Consider the following 21776-nt stretch of genomic DNA (forward strand, 5'->3'; position numbering starts at 1 on the left):
GACGCAGCGGTGTCTTCGGTAGACACCGCCCCGTCGGCAGAGCCCCTGTCGAAGCGGTGGCTGTTCGGAGCCTCCGTCGTAGCGTTTCTTCTCACTTTTCTGCAATCGCCGGGTCTGATCACCGCTGACACCAAGTACGACCTGACGCAGAATCCGTTCGGTTTTCTCGAACGCGCGTCGCATCAGTGGAGTAGTCAGGCCCCGCTCGGCCAGGTTCAAAACCAGGCCTACGGATATTTCTTTCCGCACGGGCCGTTCTTCGCGCTCGGCGAGTTGGCGAACGTTCCGCCGTGGGTCACCCAGCGCATCTGGTGGGCGCTGCTTCTGATCGCGGGTTTCTGGGGCATCATCCGCGTTGCCGAGGCACTCGGTATCGGTAGCCGTAGTTCACGCGTCATCGCAGCGGTTGCCTTTGTTCTCTCTCCCCGCGTGCTGACCACGCTCGGTTCGATTTCCTCGGAAACCCTTCCGATGATGTTGGCGCCGTGGGTGTTGTTGCCGGTGGTTTTGGCCTTCGGCCCTGTGCGTGGAAAAGGAGTCCCTGGACTCCCTGACCACTCACGGGGGTTGAGGCGGTTAGCCGCACAATCCGCGCTTGCCGTCGCGCTCATGGGTTCGATCAATGCCGTCGCCACTGCCGCGGCCTGCCTGGTCGCGATCATCTGGTGGCTCTCGCACAAACCCAACCGAACATGGCTGACGTTCACCGGGTGGTGGGCGCTGTTCGTCGCTCTCGGCACACTCTGGTGGATCGTGCCGCTACTGCTGCTCGGCAAGATCAGCCCACCGTTCCTCGACTACATCGAGTCCGCCGGTGTCACCACACAGTGGGCGTCGCTGGCCGAGATACTTCGCGGCACAGACAGTTGGACCCCGTTCGTCTCCCCCGAACGCATTGCCGGCGCCGTCCTGGTCACCCAGCCCGCAGCAGTTGTCGCCACCGGTCTGGTTGCCGCCGCCGGCCTCGCCGGGCTCTGCATGCGGTCCATGCCTGCTCGCGGCCGGCTGACGCTCATCCTGTTCGTCGGTATCACCGGCCTGGCCGCGGGATACGTTGGTGAACTCAGCTCACCGGTGTCGGAGTCGGTACGCCTGTTCCTCGACTCGGCGGGCGCTCCGCTGCGCAACGTCCACAAGCTCGAGCCGTTGGTCCGTCTGCCGCTGGTGCTCGGACTCGCACACCTGCTGGCCAAAGTGCCACTACCGGGATCGGTTCCACTCCCCCGATGGCGCCGCGCGTTCGCCCATCCCGAGCGCGAACCGATGGTCGCACTGACCAGCCTGATCCTCGTTGCCCTCACCCTCTCGACCGCCTTGGCCTGGACGGGAAAGCTCGCTCCCCGCGGTGCGTATCCGGACGTCCCCTCGTACTGGAACGAGGCGGCGCAGTGGCTCGAGGACAACACCTCCCCCGGATCGGAAGCCGAACGTGCCCTGGTCGTCCCGGGAGCGCCCTTCGGCAGCCAGGTGTGGGGTCTGACGCGTGACGAACCGCTTCAGGCGTTGGCGAGTACGCCGTGGGCAGTACGTGACTCGGTCCCGCTGACCCCTCCCGGCGCCATCCGAGCGCTCGATTCGGTGCAACGTCTCATCGCCGACGGACGTCCGTCGGACGGCCTCGCACAGACCTTGCTGGGGCAGGGCATCCACTACCTGGTGATGCGCAACGACCTCGACGGCGAAACGTCGCGCTCGGCCAGGCCGATACTCGTGCACCAGGCGGTCGAAGGCTCGCCGGGGATCAAGCGAGTCGCCCACTTCGGTGAAGACGACAGCCCCGAACCGATCGAAGGGCTGGTCGCGGACAGCGATCTGCGGCCCGGTTACCCAGCCATCGAGATCTTCGAGGTCACCCCGCCCGACGGCACCACGGCGGTCAGCGGCCCGTACTCCGTCGACCTGAACCAGGTTCCGCGTGTACAAGGTGGGCCGGAATCGTCTGTGCGACTTCACGAAAGCGGGCTGGTTCCGGGGACCGGGCCGATGATTCTTGCCGCCGACGCCGAAGCTGCGGGACTGCCCGTCGATTCGGTCACCGTCACCGACACACCGCGCGATCGAGAAACCGATTTCGGTCAGGTCGACAACCACAGTTCCGCCCTGCGCACCCCCGACGACGCTCGTCGTACCTACAATCTGGTGCCCGACTACCCGGTTGCGAACACGCCTCTCGTGGAAGGCCGTTGGAGCGGAGCTTCGATCACCGTCTCCAGCGCCGCCTCGGATGCCACCCAGCTGGGCGGCACTTCACCGTCGAGCAGTCCCGCGTCGACGGTCGACGGCGATCCCGCCACCGGCTGGTTCAGCAACGGCATCGAGCGAGCCCTGGGCCAGTGGTTGCAGATCGACTTCGACACACCGATTTCCAGCGGGTTGCTTCATCTGACCACCAGTGCCGCGGCAATCGGTGCTCCCGTCAAATGGCTCGAGGTCTCGACACCGAACGGCAGCACAGCGGTGAAGGTGGAGCGTCCCGGTGAGCCCATCACCGTCTCGATCCCGGGCGGTACCACTCCGTGGGTACGCATCACAGCGACTCACACCGAAAACGGATCGCCTGGAACACAGTTCGGCATCAGCGAACTCTCCGTCGAAGACTTCTCCGATCGCAGCGCACCGAAGACCGTACCGATCCGTTTCGACACGGTCCTGCCGAATACGCCGACGGGCGCATCCGTGAACGCCTGGAATCTGAGCCAGGAGTTCCCCGGTCGCAACGCGTGCGCGGACTCGACCGACCGCGTGCGGTGCAGCAATGCATTCATGGCGATACCCGAAGAGCCGAGCCGTTTCCAACGCACACTCACGGTGCCCGAAAATACAGTCGTTGCACCGACACTGACCGTCCGGGCGCGTCAGGGCAACGCCCTCGAAGATCTGCTTTCCGTCCCCGGCCGAATCACGGCTTCGGGTTCGAGCGACATCGGCGACACACGCGGATCTGCCTTCGCTGCCACCGACGGCGACGCACGCACCACGTGGTCGGCGCCGCAGAGCACCACCGAACCGGGCGGCCCGAAACCGACGCTGACTCTCAATCTTCCCGAGCCGACCCTGGTCACCGGCCTGGACATCACGCGGGGACTCGGCACCCTGCCGTCGCTGCCGACCAGCGTCGCGGTGAATCTCGGCAACGGGCCGCAGGTGCGAGAGCTGCCCGAACCCTCGGACGATACGCCTCGAACCATTCGAATTACCCTCTCCCCCTTCGTCACCGACAAGATCGTCCTGAGCATCACCGATTGGGAACCGGTCCTCGATCAGACGGCGCTCGGCTTCGCCCAGGCGCAGCCCACCGGCCTCGCCGAGGTCGGCGTCATCGGTGCCGACGGAACCCCGATCGCCGGTTCGGGAGTGCAGGGCTCGGACTCATTCGACAACCGCACCGTCACCGTCACCTGTGGCGATGGCCCGACCATTTCGGTTGCCGGACAGCAATTCCCCACCTCGATCACGGCGACGGCGACGCAACTTCGGACCGGCGCACCCGTCGAGGCACGTGTGTGCGGTCTGGACGCTTCGGCGACTTTGCCGGCGGGACAGCCTGAAGTGGTCGTCGAACCAGGCCCCGCATTCTCGGTCGACAATCTCGACCTGACGGCGGTCGGTCCTTCAGCCGCGCAGCGGAATACACCGCTCGAATCGACCGCGTGGACGGCGAATCACCGCGAACTCACCGTCACGAACTCGTCCATCGATCAGCTGATCGTCAATCCCGAGAGCACCAGCATCGGTTGGATCGCCACCGCGCCGGACGGTTCCGAGCTGACGCCGGTGGTCGTGAACGGTTGGCAGCAGGGCTGGATCGTGCCGGCAGGCACCGCGGGAACCGTCACCATCGACTTCCCCAGCGACCGTTGGTACCGCCTCGGCATATTCGGCGGGCTCGTGTTGCTGATCCCGCTGCTGTTCGCGGCACTTGTCCCTACGCGCCGAGAGCCCAAGTCCCTCACACCACCCCGTCCGTGGCGCAGCGTCGCGGCAGGATGGGTGGGCGTGCTCGCGGCGGCCACCGTCATCGGCGGCGGAGTGGGAGCGGCGATCGCAGTTGTGTGCTCGATCCTCGGACTTGCCGCGCTGCGAATCTTCGGCCCGGCTCGGACCGCACGCATTCTCGTCGGCACCGCCGGCGTGGCCGCGATGATCGGCATCACGCTGCTCTCGACCGGACCGTGGCGAGCACCGGGCGGCTATGTGGGCGACTCGTTCGCGATTCAGTTCTCGATGTTGGTGGCCTTGGTCGTGACCGGGTTGGCCGCGTTGCCCTTTGCCGGTTCACCGATATGGCGGCGCTTCTCCCAGCGCGTCACCGCGACGCGCGCCGGTTCCTCCACCAAGGCGTAACTGGCCGAGGCCACAGCGACGCTCAGGACGACCGTCAGCGCCAGGACGTAGAAGAAGCTGCCCGAGAACGGAACTATGCCGAACACGGGGAACACAGCGTTCAGTACGGCCAGGTGCCAGATGAACAGGCCGTAGGACCAGCGTCCGATTGCCAGCGCCAGCGGGCTCGCCAGGAATCGATGCTGCGATTGATCGCGCAACACCAATGGCGCGATCAACGAAAAACTGATGATCGCGCCGAGTGCAATCTTGATCGCGTACTGCCACGGCTCCGGCCGCACCAGACCTTCGGGCCCGGCCAGATCGGTGCACGAGAGAACGAAGGCCACAAACGCAACAAAAGTCAGGAGCGCCCGCCGGTGCGCGAGGCGATGCATCCACGTCGACGGGCCCACGGCCAACTCGGCCAGCACCATGCCTGCGCCGAACCACGGCAGGTAGCCCGGCAGCCAGTTGTCGTGGTGAATGGCGTCCGGAGTCGGGATCGGAATGAAAGCCCACGTCAGCGCCAACACCGACACCCCGAGCAGAAGCGGTAGCCGGAACCGGGCCGAGTTTCCGCGTAGTCGCACCATCAGATACGCGAACAGCGGCAGCAGAACATAGAACGCCACCTCGACCGACAGGCTCCACATCTGCGTGAGGCCCTCGGTGAGTGTCAACGGCACGAAGACCTGCGCCAACCCGAGATTCGCCAACCACACTTGGTAGCCCCCGCCGGCACCGGGCAGGAACAGCAGGATCAGGACCACCGCCACCCAGTACGCCGGCAGAATGCGCGTCGCGCGGGAGATCCAGTACCGGACGGTCGACTGCGGCTGCCCGATTCCGCGGGCCTTTGCCGCGTGGGGGCGCCACAGGAGAAATCCGGACAAGGCAAAGAACACCGCTACGGCGAGATCGAGTCGACCGAACGCGCGCCCGATCGCGCCGGACTGCGCTTCACCGGTTTGGAACGCGACATGGGTGACGAGGACACCGAGCGCCGCCAATCCACGCATACCGTCCAAAGCCGGAACGAAGCCCCGAGCCTGTGGCGGGACCGTCTGAGGGGAATTCGTGGAACTGATCATCACGGATAAGTGTGCACCCCAGGCCGATTGAGGGAAACCACCAGGGACTCACAACAAAATGCCTGGCCAATTCATGCCCTCATGCGACAAACCGGGCCGGTGGACTGTTAGTGTTCTGCCACACATGGTGTCCATCGGGGGCCCCATGCGATCTGCGCAGCTCATATTGTGCCGGTTGGGGAACCTCGAAAGACTTAACGGGTTAGGAGTCACAGCATGGCGGAACGCTCAGGGCCGAGCCGGATACTTCCTTGCATTCTGGTGGGCCTCGGTGCCTTCCTTTTGGCCATCGCCATCCTCATTCCTACCTACACGGTAGGCAAGCTGGAGAAGACGCCACTCGACCTCGAGGTGACCACCGTCGCCACAGGCACCGGTAGCGTCCTCAACTCGGCGGCCCTCCTCGCCGGTAAGGCGCAGGTCGACAACAACGTGCCGATCGTCGCTCAGCGCTACGTCACCACGCAGGACCCGTCCGACGCCGACATCATCACCGTCGAAGCCGGCCAGACCGTCCGTCGTACCGACAAGCAGGGCGACACCGGACTGCTGACCGCAACCCTGGACCGCGTCACGCTCGATCGCGTCAGCTCGATGCCGACCAACGATCCCGTCGGAACCGTCCAGACGTCCAGCGACCAGCCCGCCGAAGAAGTTTCCCGCGACGGTCTGCAGTACAAGTTCCCGTTCAACACGGAACAGAAGAGCTACCCCTATTTCGACCTGAACGCTCGCGCCACGAAGGACATCGACTTCGTCGAAGAGACCGAGATCAACGGTCTGAAGGTGTACCACTTCCAGCAGACGATCGATCCCGTCGACCTGTCGAAGGTCGTCAACTCCCCCACCAACAAGCTGAGCCTGCCCGCCGACACCTGGGGCGTTCCCGGTGGCGCTACCCCGATCACGATGACGCGTTGGTACACCAACGTCCGTGACCTGTGGGTCGAGCCCAAGACCGGTGTCGTCGTCAAGGGCCAGGAGCAGTTGCACCAGTACTACGGACGCAACAAGGACTCGGTCGACGTCGAGGTTCTCAAGGTCACGCTGCCCTTCGACGAAGCAACCATCGAGTACCAGGTCCAGCAGGCACGTGACGGCATGGACAAGCTCTCGCTGTTCGGCCGCACAGTCCCGATCGTGGCAGGTGTCCTCGGTGTCATCGCGCTGATCGCCGGTATCTTCCTCGGCATTCGCGGCGGCAAGGGCGGAACTCCGGCCCGCGCTGCACACGGCGGAACGAACCAGAATCCCAGCGGCCAGGGCTCGCCCGAGCCGGCTCCGGGTGAGCACGACTGGACCTCGGACGACACTCAGGTGATCCCGCGTCCGGATCTGCGCAAGGACTGATTCAGACAGTAAGCAGAGCGCCCCTTCCACACGGAAGGGGCGCTCTGCTGCGTTTCGGGGCTTTGTTGCCGGATCGGCGTACGGATTGGCGCAACGGGTCGTTCCCTCCGCGTGGTCGCGGGCTTAGCGTTTTCTGGAAGTCCAGACCACCCCGAACACGAGGAGCCACATGCCCGCATCAACAGTTCTGGGTTCGCACATCTGTGTCAGCGATCTGACACGTCGGAGATTTGTTGTCGGCACGGCTGCATTCTCCGGGCTGTTCGCCGCCGGTTGCGCGAGGTCCGCCGGTACCGAGGGCGATTCGGCCGGGATGCGCACGGTCACGACCTCGCTCGGAACCTACGACATTCCGGTCACCCCGAAGCGCGTCGTCGCCATCGACTCCCGACTCGACCTCGAACCAGCCGTTGCGATGGGCCTGCCGGTCATCGCGTACAGCTTCGACGCCGCCGAGCCGTGGGTTCCGGCCGATCCCACGGCACAGGTGTTCGAGGCACCGGTCAACGTCGAGGCAATTCTCGCGCTGGAACCGGACCTGATCATCTGCACCGACATCGGTGAGGCCTCCGACATGTGGCCGCTACAGCAGTTGAGCCAGACAGCGCCTGTGCTTCCGATGGACTTCACGCGCCCGTGGCGCGAGAACATCGATCAGCTGGCGAGTTGGCTGAATCGCACCGAGAACCCCGACGTCCGTCAGGTCATCGGAGCGTACGAGGACAAGGCAGCCGGATTGAAGGAACGTCACGCCCCGAGCTTGGCGAGCAAGCAGATCGTGCTGCTGAACTACGTGAATCAGAAGGTCAACGGCGTCAACCGCAAGGGCATCTCCACACAGGTGGCCGAAGACCTCGGCGTCCAACTCCAGTGGCCGGTCGAGGGACAGAAGGAGATCTCTACCGAAAACCTCGTGACTGCCCTCGACTCGGCCGACGGAATGATCGTCACCACCGCGCCCGGCGTGGATCCCGTCAGCGACGACCGCGCGATGTGGAACCGTATCCGCGCAGTACAAGGCGACAACGTCGTCTACACGGGTGGGAACATCAACTACGGATCCGTCTACACCGCGATGCGTACGCTCGACTACTTCGACGATCTGTTCACGCGTCTGGAGAACTGACGCCGGTGTGAGGTGCCGGCCGGGCGCGGTCGGCACTTCGCACTGCGGCGACGGACACCGCCAACGCCGTCGTCGACGCAACCACCACGGCGACGCCGATCAACTCTCCCGGCGTCTTCGCCCACACCAGCATCACCGTCGCCTCCACGGCCAGTCCTGCCCACGCCAGAACGGCCACTCGTGTGCGTTCTGACGCGATTGCGGACAGCAAAGCACCCTGGAGTACCGCCAGCGCTGCACCGTGCAGGGCGAAGGCCCACAGCATCGGAGCCACGGCGGCGTACGCGTCGCCCACGAGCATCGGCACCAGCGGGCCGGCAACCGCCGCCCCCAGAACCAACACGGCGCCGATACCGACGAGCACCGCCAACGCCGAGCGAACCGCTTGCGCCGAGTGCGCCGGATTCGCCATCTTCGGGTACAGCACGACGCCCACTGCCTGTGGCAGCCAGAACGCCACCTTCGTCGCGACGGCGCCGAGTGCGTAGACACCGGCGTCGTACTCACTGAGGACGACACGGACGATCAGCAGGTCCAGCGAAGACAACGCGATCAGCGCGAGCTGAACCTGAGACGCCGCGAGCACGGAGACGACGCCGATACGCACCGGACGGTCCTCGCTCACCGAGACGGTTCGGTCGACCACTCGAACTATCGCCACCAGCAACGCAGTTCCGGCCGCGCCCGCGACCAATGCCGCGCCTGCTCCGCCGCCGAAAGCCAGAACGATCACTGCCGGAAGGACTTTCATCACCCCGGCCCCTGCCAGTACGGCGCTGAGAGTGCCGAATCGACCGTGTCCTTGCAACAACCCCTGCTCCGTGGCCAGCAGAACCAACATGGGCGCAGTCACCAATGCCGAGAACGACGCCACGATTCCGGTGTCGAGCAGCCACGCCATCGCCGGAGTGAGCGCCACCGCGAGGACGGCGACGATCGCGGTGCATCGATACCCCAACGACCGCAACGCATCTGTGCTCTTGCCACGCACTGCCTCGCGGGCGACCACCGTCTGCAACGCCAATGCCGGAACCGCAAGCACCAACTGGGCGGCAAGCAGACTCGCGAACTCGCCGTAGCCGACCGGCCCCAACCATCGGCTGGCCAACCATGCCAACAGGTACGACGCGACATTGGCCGTCATCGATCCCACCAAAACCATGCCGACCCCGGCCGCGGCGGCGCGATCGAGTGGTTGGCGAGGCATGGCAGTAATGATGCACCACGTATCGTGCGCGTCATGACAGTGCAAGCCGGATACCGCCGTTACCTGCCTGCGGCGTACAGCCTGGCGCTGGCACTGTTGATCCTCGGACCGCTGCTCGGCCCCGGCTACCTCCTGCTGCGCGACGCCGTCAGCACGCCGCGCTCGTACCTGACCGACTCCGCTCTCGGACTCACCGATGCCGCGGCCCGCGCCGTTCCCCAGGACGCGCTGATCGCAGCGTTGAGCACCGTGATCGACGGCGGACTGGTGGTCAAGTTCATCCTGCTCGTGGCGCTCTGGCTCGCCGGTTGGGGTGCGGCACGCATGGTCGCCGTCCTGCTGCCGACGGCCGGTGTCGGTCCACAACTCGTCGCGTCGACAGTGATGCTCTGGAACCCCTACGTGGCCGAGCGCCTGTTGCAAGGACATTGGAGCCTGCTGACCGGTTACGCCGCACTGCCGTGGATCGTGTGTGCCGGAATCGGAGTTCGCCGAGCCACGCCCGGGTCCTGGTGGGCGTCGGCCGCGTCACTGGCATTCGCGGGCCTGACACCTACCGGCGCTCTGCTCGCTCTGACGGCCGCGCTGGTGGTGGTAGCCACCCCAGGAGGCCGAACCTCGGCCATGCGGCGTGTCTGCGGCACTATCGGGCTGTTCCTCGTCGCCGCCTCGCCGTGGTTGGTCGCCACCTTCGTATCCGGAGCAGCAGGCGACGGTTCCGATCCGGCGGGAGTTGCCGCCTTTGCCGCCCGAGCAGAACCGGGACTCGCGACGCTGGGCAGCCTCGCCGGTCTCGGCGGTATCTGGAACTCGGCAGCGGTACCGTCTACGCGCACAACACTCTTCGCATTGGTGGGAACGGTTCTTCTGCTCGTCGTCGTGTTCGCCGGTATGCCCGCTCTGTGGCGCCGACGCCGGAATCCTGTTGTCAGTGGACTCGGACTACTCGCCCTGTTCGCGGTGCTGGCTCCGACCATGGGCGCTACCCCGTGGGGTCTCGACGCCGGCCGATGGTCGGTCGAGGTGTTCACCGGCGCCGGTCTACTGCGTGACGCGCAGAAGTGGGTCGCGCTGGCCGTCCCGTTCTACGCACTTGCTGCGGCCGCCGCGGTGATGTGGGCGGGCAATCGGTTCTCCCTCCCCCGCCCGGCATTCTCGGGTGCCGCCGTCGTGGTGACAATCGTGGCGCTACCGGATCTGGTGTGGGGCGTCGGCGGCGCGTTGAAGCCCGTGCACTATCCCGGGTCCTGGACCGTGGTGGCCGAGCAACTACGAGACGAAACCGGTGACGTTGCAGTGCTTCCCGCCGGGATGTTCCGCGCCTTCCCCTACAGCGGTGATGCGCCGGTACTCGATCCAGCACCACGCTTCCTACCCCTCGACGTGCTGCAGACCGGCCAACTGGTGGTTGCCGGTGGTGCTGTCGGCGGCGAGGGGACTCGGGCAACTCGGGTCGAGGACCTACTGCTGGCCGGCGGAAGTCCTACGCAGTTGGCCGATCTCGGAGTCGGATGGGTACTGATCGAGCGCGGGACACCAGGTCAACTCGGCAACTCGGCAACCACGCTCGACGGCTTGGAACAGGTCTTCGCCGACGACGATCTCGCGCTATTCCGAGTACCGGGAGATGTTGCCGCGCAGGAAGCCTCGACCAGTGCCCGAACTGCCGTCATCGCTGCGCATCTCGCCTGGATACTGATGGGTGCGATCGCGCTGATCTCAGTCGGACTGAACCAGAACCGAATTCGACTCGCGAGGCGCGGCCAGTCCTGAGACCCACCGACCGTCCTTGTGCGCGGTCAGCACCTCGAGCACTCCGGTGCCGGTCTGTTCCCAGGAGAACTCACCGGACCACACGCGAGCTTTCTCACCGAGCACCATGCGAAGTTCGTGGTCGCGGAGCAGAGTGCCGGCAGCCTGCGTCAGATCGGCGATGTCGCCGTCGGCGGCGTTCTCGCCCCCGACCAGAAGGCCCGTCACTCCGTCGACGATCGAATCGGTCAGACCCTTCGAACTGCGGTAACCGATCGTCGGAACACCGTGCTGCGCAGCCTCGATGACCGCCAGGCCCCACCCTTCCTTCCGCGAAGGCATGAGGTGGATCCACGATTGCGCCAGCAGTTCGTGTTTGCGAGCCTCGTCGACGTGGCCGTAGAACGAGACGGCGTCACCGATCCCCAACTCGGCGGCGCGATCGCGCAGGTTCTGCTCCCACCAACCACCACCGATGACGTCGAGATGGATGTCCGGAAGCGTCGGCCGCAGGGCTGCGACCGCTTCGAGTGCGTCCTCGATCTGCTTGTGCGGCACCAGCCGTGAGAGAACCGAGATGGTGGGACGCTCGGCCCTGGTGATCGATCCGCCCGCGTCGACGCCGACGGGGAGCCGATCGGCACCGTTACGCACCACGGCAATTCGTTCGCGCTCGACACCGAGGTCCACCAATTCTTCCGCTGAGGGAAGCGACACCGTCAGATACTGACTACGTCGATGGGTGCGCGGTGACAATCGCGATTCGACCCACCAGCCGATCCGGCCGACGAGCTTGCCTGCCACCGGCCACTGTTCGCGATGGCAGTGATGGACCAGAAGCGTGACCGGCGCACCCGCCACGGTCTTCGAGAAGAAGGGGATGCCGTTCTGGGTGTCGATCACCGCGTCGGGGCGAATGCCCTTGAGTGATCCGAAACCCAGACGTCCAGCGGCAATGGCGGCCAGAGCGCGGGGGTACACGCTGAAACGTCCACCGGCCCGGCTGATCGTGATGCCGTCGCGGACCTCCGACGCGGGCGCCCCGGGATACGACGCCGTCCGCAGCGTCACCTTGATACCGCGCTCGGCCAACTGGGATCCGACCTGCTCGAGGTAACGCTCGCTTCCACCGCCCTGGGGATGCCCGGTATCGCGCCAGCAGAGCAACAGAACCTCGCGCACGTGCGTTACTCCCTGAGTTGGTCGGTGGCCACCCCGGTTCGGGCGATCCTGCGGGATGCCCCGCCTGACCGGCCGGTAACCCTGCCGAACACCCTAACTGTTCGAGCGTCCGTATTGCCGCGCTCCTGACGGTGTTCGTGGACCGGGCGACCCAGTGGCTAAAGTTGCTACCCGTGACCAAGCCCGCAGTGACCCGCATTTTCGGCCGACGGGCAACCCTGAAACGCTCGTTCGGCCTGCTCAGCGACTTCCGCCACGAGCAGTCCGCGCCCGACATCTTCTATGGCGCGCTTGCGCGCGACTCCGTCGAATTGATCTCGGACCTGCACGAAGGTCACACCGGACGATCCCTGGACGGTCTCACTGTCCTCGACGTCGGCGGTGGTCCGGGCTATTTCGCGGAGGTCTTTCAAGCCGCAGGTGCCCGCTACATTCCCGTCGAACCCGATCCGTCGGAGATGCACGCAGCGGGTCTGACGGTGGGCGGAGCGGTGCGTGGATCCGGTTTGGCACTGCCGTTCCTGGACTCGTCCGTGGACATCTGCTTCTCTTCCAACGTGGCCGAACACGTCAGTGAGCCGTGGTTGATGGCCGAGGAAATGCTGCGCGTGACCAAGCCCGGCGGCTTGATGGTTCTCTCGTACACCCTGTGGTGGGGCCCGTTCGGCGGCCACGAAACCGGGCCGTGGCACGCACTGGGGGGCGAGTACGCAGCCAAGCGGTACCTCCGCAAGACCGGGCGCGAACCGAAGAACAGATTCGGGGTGTCGTTGTTCAAAGTCGGCGCCACGGACGGCTTACGCTGGGCCCGTGGAACCAGCCAGGGCACGTTGCTCGCCGCGATCCCGCGCTACCACCCGTCGTGGGCATGGTGGATGGTCCGAGTCCCCGGTCTGCGGGAGTTCCTGGTGAGCAACCTCGTCGTCGTTCTCGAAAAGCGATAGCGACATGCGCCTCGCACTCGACATCGGTGGCACCAAGATGGCTGCCGGCGTCGTGTCCGAGGACGGTCGCGTTCCCGTGTTCGACAGCGTTCCGACGCCGCAGACCGACCCGTGGGGAGCCTGTGCGGCACTGCTCGAACGAGTCGCAGACGGCCGAGACGTGGACGGTGTCGGCATCGCGTGCGCCGGGCCGGTGGACACCGTCGCCGGTGTCGTCGCTCCCATCAACATCACCGAGTGGGCACACGGATTCGAGCTGGTAGCAGGCATCCGCAGCGTCTTTCCCGACGCCGGCACCGCCCTCGCCATGGACGGAGCCGCAGCGGCTTTGGCGGAGTTCCACCACGGCGCCGGGCGCGGAACCCCGAACCTCCTGAGCCTGGTCGTCTCGACGGGAATCGGTGGAGGAATCGTTCTCGGCGGTGAGATTGCTCGGGGTCGCACGGGGAACGCCGGTCACATCGGCCACCTCGTCGTTCCAGGATCTGCCGAACCGTGCAGCTGCGGGGGCGTCGGCTGCCTCGAGACGGTGGCAAGTGGACCGTCCGCGGTGCGATGGGCTCGTAGCCAGGGCTGGTCGGGGAACACCGGCCGTGAACTAGCCGAGGGTGCACGCAGCGGCGACGCGATCGCCGTGGACGCGCTTCACCGTGCAGGCACGGCGCTCGGTGGTGCCATCGCCTCGGCGGCTGCCCTCCTGGACGTGGACCTCGCGGTGATCGGCGGCGGTTTCGCCCAGTCGGGTACACCGCTGTGGGAACCGATGCTCGACGCGGCTGCCCGACATGCCCGTTTGTCGTTCGTCGCCGGGCTCCGGATCGTTCCCGCCGAGCTCGGTGGCGCCGGAACTCTGACCGGTGCGGGCTTGCTCGCGCTCACCGCCGTTATCTGACACGCGTTCTTCCCCGATAAATCCGCAGGGAGTCCCACTAAACGGGTGCCACCTGTTCCCAATTTCTGTAACGTGTTTTAGTGTTCTGACTCACACCGTTACGGGCATTGCACGTGACGCCTACGGGAAGGAGGTGACCGTGAGCCCAGACGCTTCCTCATCTGACGTTGCCTCGACTGCTTCTTCGACCGATGAAACCGAGCATCACGCCCAGGTCGCCCGACCAAGCGATTCCCTCCGCGACACCGAAGACCTCCGTGAGCGCCTGGAACGGTGGATGGCCGGCAAGGTGCCGAGTGGCTCCACTGTGACCGTCGCCGACGTCACCTTGCCCGCAGCCAACGGCATGTCCAGCGAAACCATCCTCTTCGACGCCACCTGGGACGGCGAACATCATCCCTTGGTCGCTCGGGTGGCGCCGACGGAATCGACCATGCCGGTCTTTCCTGCCTACGACCTCGAATCCCAGTTCCGCACCATGGCTCAGGTGCGCGAGCACTCGGCAGTGCCCGTACCCGCGGTGTACTGGTCGGAATCCGACCCGGACGCGTTGGGTGCGCCGTTCTTCGTGATGGAACGCATCTCCGGCGACGTGCCACCGGACGTCATGCCGTACAACTTCGGATCGTGGGTCACCGAAGCGTCTCCCGAGCAGCGAAAGACCCTGCAGCGCAGCTCGGTCGACGTCCTGGCTCAGTTGCATGCCATCGACAAACCTGGTGAGCGTTTCGACTTCCTCCGACTCCCGAATTCGGGAACGACTGCACGAGAAGCATTCACGGCGCACATCGCCGAGCAGCGCGCGTACTACGAGTGGGTGGTCTCCGACGGCATCAGATCACCACTCATCGAACGTGCCCTCGACTGGATCGAGGAGAACAATCCCGCGGACGATTCGCCGGCGGTGCTCTGTTGGGGCGACTCGCGCATCGGTAACGTCATGTACCAGGACTTCGCGCCGGTAGCCGTACTCGACTGGGAAATGGCAACTCTCGGCCCGCGGGAGATGGATCTGGGCTGGATGGCATTCCTGCACAGGTTCTTCGAGGACATCGCCGGACTGGCGAACCTACCCGGTCTTCCCGACTTCCTTCGACTGCCGGATCTCGCGCAGACCTACGCCGAGATCACCGGCCACACCCCACACGATCTGGAGTTCTACGTTACCTATGCCGCACTGCGTCAGGCGGTCATCATGTGGCGAATCCAGGCTCGCGCCATAGCTTTCGGCCAGTCACAGCGACCCGAAGACCCCGACGACATGATCATGCACCGCGCTTCGCTCGCCGCGATGCTCGACGGTACCTACTGGGAGAGGTTGGCCTGACATGCTCTCACCGATGGACGACTATCCCGTTCACCAGATCGCCGAACCGATCCGTCACGTAGCCACCTCGGATCGAAACTTCTACGACCGCTACTACTTCAACTGCTACCCCACCGAATCCCCCGACGTGTTCCTCATCGTCGGACTCGGCCAGTACCCCAACCTCGGCGTCATGGACGCCTTCGCGGTACTGCGCCGCGGTGACGACCACATCGTTGCTCGTATGTCGAAGGCTCTGGGCGCCGACCGCACCGACACCACCGTCGGACCTTTGCGCATCGAAGTGCTGGAAGGACTGCAGAAGCTCCGCGTCGTCCTCGAACCAGGCAGCGAATACGATCTCTCCTTCGACATCACCTTCGACGCCACCATCCCGGCGGCGCTCGAGCCCAAGCACTTTCGCCGTCAACTCGAACGAGTCACGTTCGACACCTCGCGCTTCCTGCAGACCGGAACCTGGACCGGATCGCTCACCGTCAACGGGGAGGACCTCGCGATCGACCCGAAGACGTGGCGAGGGAACCGCGACCGCTCGTGGGGTGTGCGTCCGGTGGGAGAGGCCGAACCGCAAGGCAGACGCGCGGTCGACGGAATCCAGAACTTCTTCTGGATCTACGCGGTCATGCAGTTCGACGAGTTCACGATCTCGGTGATCATGCAGGAAGACGAGCAGGGCAGGCGCATCGTCGAAGAAGCCATGCGAGTGTGGCCGGACGAAGCCAGGGACAACGAATGGCTCGGCCGACCCGAACACGAACTGACGTTCTGCCCCGACACCCGCGACGTCACCGGGGCGAGAGTCACCTTTCACCGGCCGGGCGGTGAAGTCCTGACCGTCACCTGCGAACTGTTGCTGGCCAACTACATCGGAATCGGCACCGGCTACGGGCTCGAACAGGACTGGCGTCACGGAATGTGGCAGGGCGAACTCGTCGTACAGGGACTGCGCCACAAGGTCCACGAGATCGAACCGTTCCAACGCATGTTCTCCCCCGTCGACAATCTCGCGTCCTTCACTCTCACTGAGGGCACGAACACCAACACCGGCACCGGTCTTTTCGAGGTAGCCGCCATCGGACCGCACGAGAAATACGGATTCACCAGTTTCACCGACACCGCACAGGCAGACGACGCGTATGCCCTCGCGGCGACCGACAACACCGAGGAATGAATTGATGACTGACTACGACAAGCTCTACATCGGTGGAGCATGGGTGGCCCCGGCCACCGACCAGGTACTCGAAGTGTTCTCTCCCGCAACGGAGGAGCGCGTCGGCAGCTGTCCCATCGCAGCACCGGCAGACATCGACGCGGCCGTGTCCGCAGCCCGCGCGGCGTTCGAGGGACCGTGGTCACGCACCACCCCCGCCGAGCGCGGCGCGATCCTCGCCAAGGCCGCCAAGCTGATCGAAGAGCGCAGCGCGGAGATCAACCAGCTCATCTCCAACGAGATGGGCCAGCCGCCCGCCATGGTCGGCATGATGCAGCAGACCCCGTCGATGGCGACGCTGGGCTACTACGCCGAGCTGGCCGACAAGTTCGCGTGGGAAGAGAAGCGCACCGGCGCATTCGGGCAGACCAAGGTGACCCGTGAGCCCGTCGGCGTCGTCGCCGCCGTGCTGGCCTGGAACGTCCCGCTGTTCCTGGCGATCAACAAGCTGGCCCCCGCGCTGCTCGCCGGCTGCACCGTACTGCTCAAGCCCGCACCCGAATCCCCTCTCTCTGTCCACGTGATCGCCGAGATCTTCACCGAGGCAGGCGTTCCCGAAGGCGTCATCTCCGTGCTCCCCGGCGGAGCCGAGACCGGCGAATACCTGGTCTCTCACTCGGGCATCGACAAGATCACGTTCACCGGATCCAGTGCCGTCGGCCGCAAGATCGGTGCCATCGCCGCACAGAACCTCAAACGCTGCTCCCTCGAACTGGGTGGCAAGTCCGCCGCGATCATCCTCGAGGACGCCGACATCGCCGCCGGAATGCCGATGCTCGTCATGTCCGGCCTGATGAACACCGGTCAGGCCTGTGTCGCTCAGACCCGAATCCTCGCTCCCCGTTCGCGTTACGACGAGGTCATCGAGGGAATGAAGACCGCCGCAGGCTTCATGACCGTCGGCGATCCGTCCGATCCCGCAGCACAACTCGGCCCGCTGATCTCCGAGAAGCAGCGCGAGCGCGTCGAGGGTTACATCGCCAAGGGTAAGGAAGAAGGCGCGCGCGTCGTACTCGGTGGTGGACGCCCCGCCGGCCTGGACAAGGGCTGGTATGTCGAGCCGACGATCTTCGCCGACGTGGACAACTCGATGACCATCGCACGCGAGGAGATCTTCGGACCCGTTCTCTCGGTGATCCCGTACGACTCCGAGGACGAGGCCATCAAGATCGCCAACGATTCGGATTACGGCCTCGCCGGATCGGTGTGGACCACCGACATCGATCACGGACTCGAAGTTGCCGCGCAGATCCGCACGGGTACCTACGCGATCAACTGGTACGCCTTCGATCCCGGATCGCCGTTCGGTGGTTACAAGAACTCCGGTATCGGGCGCGAGAACGGACCTGAGGGCCTCGAAGCCTTCTGCGAGACCAAGTCCGTACTCATGCCGCCCGGCTACGTGGGCTGACCCACCCGGGAGTTGGCACCCTTTGCTGACAGTTGGCACCCGTTCCGACCTGCCGGAACGGGTGCCAGCCCCATGAAATGGGTGCCAACTCCCAGCGAATCCACAGATCCACCCGGTACCGTCGAAAACGAATCAGTCATCTCACAAAGGACATTCATATGCTCACCAACGCCATCAACGCTTTCCTCGCACTCTGGGGCAGCGCCTCCGTCGGCAGCAGTGGATACCAGATCCCGCCGGGAACCCTTCCCTTCGGTTCCTGAGACAGGACAACAGAACCCGCTGAGCGCACTTCGCGCCCAGCGGGTTCTTTGCTTTCACCGACCCGGTATCTACCGGTCCAGAACGTGATCCACCAATCGATCCTCGTGACCGGACACCAAGGCCTCGGCATCACCGGCGTCCACGTGCCCGAACCAGGTACCGCCGGGGTTCGCGATCACCAACGGCCCCAGGTTGCACGGGCTCAGACAACCGGTTCCGGTCACCTTCGACGAGGTACCTTTGGCCGCCGCACTCATCGCCCGGTGAAGCGGTCCTGCTCCGTACGCCATACAGCGAGGGCCCTTGCACACCAACAGATGCCTATCGTGCTGCTCGATCACGGACCAAGCCGGACTGCGATACGACGCCGGACTCGCGGCGATCGGCTTTCCCGCCGAGTCGAGTTCGTCGATCACCTGCCCGGCCACCGCACCTTCGAGCGTTTCCGTTTCATGGAGCGTCACTTCCAGTTCGGCGTCGATCCGGGTTTCGCGCCAGTTCGCAACCGCCTTGCTGGTCCACGTGAGCAGGTACCGATCCCTCGGCACCGCAACTGGAATCAACACGACCTTGTCGACGTCATCGACATGGGCTCGATCGAGTTCCTCGTGAAGGCTCGGCGAAGCGACATCGAGGTACGCAACGCGAACGTCGGCGTCGGTGCCCGCCTGAACAGCGTCGAACATCCGTCGCGCGGCCGACTCGTCGAGGCCGCTGACGGTCGGCCGCAGTACGACAATCACCCGACGCGAGCACCGGTTGTTGCTCATGCCGACGGCGCGGTTGTCCAGTCGATCCCGCTCGACGGAGCCAGCCCGAACTCTTCGATCTTCGCGCGCAACTGTTCCGCGCCGTAGATATTGGGGAACCCACTGGTGAACATGGCGAGCGGGAGTACGACGAAACGGTTCTGCTTGACTGCGTCGAGGTCACGCAGGCCTTCTCGGCTCTTGATCGCGTCGATCTTGCCCTGTACTTCGTCAGCGCTCTTCTTGTAGTCCATGATCACGATGACGTCGGGTTCTGCCTTCGCGACGGTCTCCCAGCTCGCTTTGAACCAGGTGTTGTCGACGTCGGCGAACACGTTGGTTCCCCCGGCGACGTCGATGATTCCGTTGGGGGCTCCGTTGCCTCCGCTGGTGTACAGATCTTCTTCACCGCTGTCGTAGATCAAAACCTTCGGCTTGTCGGCGGCATCTGGCGCGGACTCCAGACGTGCCAAACGTGAATCCAATTCGGTCAATGCCTCGGCGGCGGTGTCCTCGGTTCCGAACAGCTTTCCGTAATTGGTCACGTCCGCACGAAGGGCATCCCACGGACCCATCGTGCCGAGCGCGGAATCCGCTGCGGCACTCTGCCGACAACTATCGGAGATCACATATGAGTCGATGTTGTTGCTCTGCAGCGATTCCGGCGTCACACCGGAGGCGCCCTTGAACAAGCCACTGTAGGAGCCGACCACCAGGTCCGCCTGCTTACCCAGAATCGTCTCCATCGTGATCGTTCCGTCCAGGTGTGGGACGTCCGCAATTCCAGGGCCGAACATCGAGTCCATGACCGCGTCGTTGTTCGTGTTCAACACGACGGCAGCGAGACGATCCAGACCGCCGACTCGGAGAATGGTGCCGATATTGGCCGCATTGCTTGTGGCAACAACCTTTTCGATCGGAAGTTGGAAAGTGCTTTCCGTTCCGCAGTTCTCCAGCGTGACCGAAGTCTTGTCCGCGGCTTCGTCGACGGGCGCGGTTGCCGAGCATCCGGACACGGCCAACAACGCTGTCGCGGCTACAACCGCACCGAACGACGCGCGGGTCTTGACGTGTATCAAAGTGCACTCTCCGAAAATGTGTGTTGTGGTTGAGAATTTCGTGATTCGAATACGAGGTGTGAACGGCCTGTCGCGGGGTTCACGAGTTCGAAAGTCTCGACGCCGAAAACAGTTGCCACCACCGAGGTGGTGAGTACGTCGGATGGATGTCCGAACGCCCTGGCCACTCCATCCGCGAGCACGAGCACCCGATCGCACACTGCCGCAGCCAAATCGAGGTCGTGCAGTGCCATGATCACCGTCCGGTCCAACGACCGGACCAGATCGAGCAGTTCGAGTTGATGCCGGATGTCGAGATGATTGGTCGGCTCGTCGAGGATGAGCACACCGGCGTCCTGCGCGAGACCTCGGGCGAGAAACACCCGCCGACGCTCACCGCCGGAAAGCGTGTCCATCGAAGAGAACCGGTGCTCGATCATTCCGACCTCGCCCAGAGCACGATCGACGACGGCATTCTCGTGCTTTCCACCGACGCTCCAGGGCTTTGCATGTGGTGTGCGGCCCAGACTCACGTACTCGTGAACCAACAAATCGGCGGGACTCTGCTCTTCCTGCGCCACAAAGGAAATGGCTTTGGCCCTCGACCGCGCGGACATCGCGTGCACGGACTCGCCGCCGACACGAATGTCACCGCCGGCGATCGGCCCGAGACCGGCGAGAGCACGCAAGAACGTCGACTTGCCCGAGCCGTTCGGACCAACCACGCCGACCACTGCGCCGGCGTCGGCCGCGATGTCGACGCCTTTGACGATGGTTCGACGGTCGATGCGGACAACGACTCCGGACGCGGTCAGCGCCAGGGCTCGGGCGCTCACGAACTGCCACCGAATCGGTAGCGCCGACGGCCGAGAAGCAGGAGAAACAGCGGTGCACCGATCACCCCGGTCACCACGCTCAGCGGGATCTCGGTCGGCCGCAACGAGGTCCGCGCCACGACGTCGACCCACACCAGGAACGACGCGCCGATCAGCGCTGCCGCCGGCAACACCACTCGATGTCTGGCTCCGACAAGCATGCGTGTGACGTGCGGTATGACCAGGCCTACGAAGGCAATCGCGCCGGACACCGCAACCATCGTGCCGACCAACGCTGCCAGCACGCCGAACAGCACGTTTCGCAGGGTTCGGATGGGAATACCGAGCGAAGCCGCGACGTCCGGTCCGGCCGCCAGCGCGTCCAGCCAACCGTGCAGCGCGAACAACGCTGCCGTCAGCAGGAACACAACGATGACCGGCGCCCACAACTTGTCCCAGGATGCCCCGGCCAAACTTCCCAGGAGCCAGAACAATACGGACTGCGCGGCCTGGGAATCATTGGTACGCAGCACCAGAAAACTCGCGATCGCCGACAGGGCGGATGCGGTAACGGTGCCGGTCAGAACCAATCGCAGTGGAGTGATACCGCCTTGCAGCGTCGCGATGGAGAAGACGAGAATCGCAGCTCCCAACGCCCCGATCATCGCGCCGAAACTGAGCGCCCACACTCCCGCGCCGGCGAACAGTCCGGTGGTGATGACGGCGGTGGCACCGACACTCGCGCCGGACGACACTCCCAGCAGGTGGGGATCGGCAAGAGCGTTACGGACGAGGGTTTGCACCACCGCGCCGGCGACGGCAAGACCAGCGCCGACGGCCAGACCGAGCAGTACCCGAGGTGCTCTGATCCCCCACACGATCGCAAGTTCGGAACGCGTGACGGGTGGGCCTCCGAAGCGCGAGTGCACCACGTCCACCACAGTGGACACGGGGAGCATCTCGGATCCGAATGCCAACGCGCACACAGCAGAGAGCACGGCGACGACCAGCAGAGCGGGCAGCACGATACCCGGACTGAGCCGTCCTCGAGGCGCACCAGCCTTCGGCGAAG

At 64.9% G+C, this 21776-nt stretch carries 15 protein-coding genes and 1 pseudogene; 9 read left to right on the plus strand and 7 right to left on the minus strand.

Features of this window, described 5'->3' with window-relative positions; all coding sequences use genetic code 11:
- Nucleotides 1-9: 9 nt before the first annotated feature.
- Nucleotides 10-4344, plus strand: coding sequence for an alpha-(1->3)-arabinofuranosyltransferase (locus ACYP01_RS09665; protein WP_459679671.1), 4335 nt, complete (start codon nt 10-12; stop codon nt 4342-4344).
- A 23-nt stretch (nt 4345-4367) separates the two neighbouring features.
- Here the strand turns inward: ACYP01_RS09665 and ACYP01_RS09670 are convergent.
- A pseudogene (locus ACYP01_RS09670) lies at nt 4368-5417 on the minus strand (acyltransferase family protein); the annotation flags it as partial.
- 216 nt (nt 5418-5633) lie between these two features.
- Here ACYP01_RS09670 and ACYP01_RS09675 point away from each other — a divergent pair.
- Together ACYP01_RS09675 and ACYP01_RS09680 are read left to right on the plus strand one after the other, a co-directional pair.
- Complete coding sequence (locus ACYP01_RS09675; RefSeq protein WP_064443181.1) at nt 5634-6767, plus strand: PorA family protein; 1134 nt, start codon at nt 5634-5636, stop codon at nt 6765-6767.
- A gap of 169 nt (nt 6768-6936) precedes the next feature.
- Nucleotides 6937-7893 (plus strand): ABC transporter substrate-binding protein, encoded by a 957-nt coding sequence (locus ACYP01_RS09680; RefSeq protein ID WP_064074119.1) that lies wholly within the window; start codon nt 6937-6939, stop codon nt 7891-7893.
- On the opposite strand, the gene ACYP01_RS09685 is transcribed toward ACYP01_RS09680, so the two are convergent.
- Nucleotides 7874-9100 (minus strand): lipopolysaccharide biosynthesis protein, encoded by a 1227-nt coding sequence (locus ACYP01_RS09685; RefSeq protein ID WP_116057169.1) that lies wholly within the window; start codon nt 9098-9100, stop codon nt 7874-7876. The two genes, ACYP01_RS09680 and ACYP01_RS09685, sit on opposite strands and share 20 nt — an antisense overlap.
- A gap of 33 nt (nt 9101-9133) precedes the next feature.
- Between ACYP01_RS09685 and ACYP01_RS09690 the strand changes: the two genes are divergently transcribed.
- Nucleotides 9134-10873, plus strand: coding sequence for a hypothetical protein (locus ACYP01_RS09690; protein WP_162114339.1), 1740 nt, complete (start codon nt 9134-9136; stop codon nt 10871-10873).
- Here ACYP01_RS09690 and ACYP01_RS09695 read toward each other — a convergent pair.
- Nucleotides 10820-12034 (minus strand): glycosyltransferase family 4 protein, encoded by a 1215-nt coding sequence (locus ACYP01_RS09695; RefSeq protein WP_058227317.1) that lies wholly within the window; start codon nt 12032-12034, stop codon nt 10820-10822. The two genes, ACYP01_RS09690 and ACYP01_RS09695, sit on opposite strands and share 54 nt — an antisense overlap.
- A gap of 173 nt (nt 12035-12207) precedes the next feature.
- On the opposite strand from ACYP01_RS09695, the gene ACYP01_RS09700 reads away from it, so the two are divergent.
- The 5 genes from ACYP01_RS09700 to ACYP01_RS09720 all read left to right on the plus strand — a co-directional run bounded on the left by ACYP01_RS09700 (nt 12208) and on the right by ACYP01_RS09720 (nt 17818).
- On the plus strand, nt 12208-12978 hold the full coding sequence (locus ACYP01_RS09700) for a class I SAM-dependent methyltransferase (RefSeq protein ID WP_003945692.1): 771 nt from the start codon (nt 12208-12210) through the stop codon (nt 12976-12978).
- A gap of 4 nt (nt 12979-12982) precedes the next feature.
- Nucleotides 12983-13870 (plus strand): ROK family protein, encoded by an 888-nt coding sequence (locus tag ACYP01_RS09705; RefSeq protein ID WP_459679675.1) that lies wholly within the window; start codon nt 12983-12985, stop codon nt 13868-13870.
- A 139-nt stretch (nt 13871-14009) separates the two neighbouring features.
- Entirely contained in the window at nt 14010-15197 is a 1188-nt protein-coding gene (locus ACYP01_RS09710) for a phosphotransferase family protein (RefSeq protein ID WP_007734522.1), read from the plus strand.
- 1 nt (nt 15198) lies between these two features.
- A complete protein-coding gene (locus ACYP01_RS09715; protein WP_459679678.1) occupies nt 15199-16368 on the plus strand; it encodes a hypothetical protein in 1170 nt (389 codons plus the stop codon).
- Between the two features lie 4 nt (nt 16369-16372).
- A complete protein-coding gene (locus ACYP01_RS09720) occupies nt 16373-17818 on the plus strand; it encodes an aldehyde dehydrogenase (RefSeq protein ID WP_459679680.1) in 1446 nt (481 codons plus the stop codon).
- A gap of 332 nt (nt 17819-18150) precedes the next feature.
- Here ACYP01_RS09720 and ACYP01_RS09725 read toward each other — a convergent pair whose 3' ends face one another.
- From ACYP01_RS09725 to ACYP01_RS09740, 4 genes are read right to left on the minus strand one after another with little or no spacing between them, the layout of a single operon-like run.
- A complete protein-coding gene (locus tag ACYP01_RS09725) occupies nt 18151-18852 on the minus strand; it encodes a (2Fe-2S) ferredoxin domain-containing protein (RefSeq protein ID WP_459679682.1) in 702 nt (233 codons plus the stop codon).
- Nucleotides 18849-19910 carry an ABC transporter substrate-binding protein gene (locus ACYP01_RS09730; protein ID WP_459679685.1) on the minus strand — a complete coding sequence of 354 codons (1062 nt, stop codon included), beginning with the start codon at nt 19908-19910 and terminating at the stop codon, nt 18849-18851. The genes ACYP01_RS09725 and ACYP01_RS09730 overlap by 4 nt, the downstream gene beginning before the upstream one ends.
- Entirely contained in the window at nt 19907-20725 is an 819-nt protein-coding gene (locus tag ACYP01_RS09735; protein WP_042452609.1) for an ABC transporter ATP-binding protein, read from the minus strand. Before ACYP01_RS09735 ends, ACYP01_RS09730 begins: the two co-directional genes overlap by 4 nt.
- Entirely contained in the window at nt 20722-21729 is a 1008-nt protein-coding gene (locus tag ACYP01_RS09740) for a FecCD family ABC transporter permease (RefSeq protein WP_459680227.1), read from the minus strand. The genes ACYP01_RS09735 and ACYP01_RS09740 overlap by 4 nt, the downstream gene beginning before the upstream one ends.
- Nucleotides 21730-21776 lie beyond the last annotated feature (47 nt).

The sequence above is a fragment of the Rhodococcus sp. no. 34 genome (genome assembly GCF_054589475.1).

Bases quoted from the DNA above. Each gene is read 5' to 3' on its own strand.
- ACYP01_RS09725 (WP_459679682.1), bottom strand. From the start codon at position 18,852: ATGAGCAACAACCGGTGCTCGCGTCGGGTGATTGTCGTACTGCGGCCG.
- ACYP01_RS09690 (WP_162114339.1), top strand. From the start codon at position 9,134: ATGACAGTGCAAGCCGGATACCGCCGTTACCTGCCTGCGGCGTACAGC.
- ACYP01_RS09675 (WP_064443181.1), top strand. From the start codon at position 5,634: ATGGCGGAACGCTCAGGGCCGAGCCGGATACTTCCTTGCATTCTGGTG.
- ACYP01_RS09680 (WP_064074119.1), top strand. From the start codon at position 6,937: ATGCCCGCATCAACAGTTCTGGGTTCGCACATCTGTGTCAGCGATCTG.
- ACYP01_RS09715 (WP_459679678.1), top strand. From the start codon at position 15,199: ATGCTCTCACCGATGGACGACTATCCCGTTCACCAGATCGCCGAACCG.
- ACYP01_RS09685 (WP_116057169.1), bottom strand. From the start codon at position 9,100: ATGCCTCGCCAACCACTCGATCGCGCCGCCGCGGCCGGGGTCGGCATG.
- ACYP01_RS09720 (WP_459679680.1), top strand. From the start codon at position 16,373: ATGACTGACTACGACAAGCTCTACATCGGTGGAGCATGGGTGGCCCCG.
- ACYP01_RS09705 (WP_459679675.1), top strand. From the start codon at position 12,983: ATGCGCCTCGCACTCGACATCGGTGGCACCAAGATGGCTGCCGGCGTC.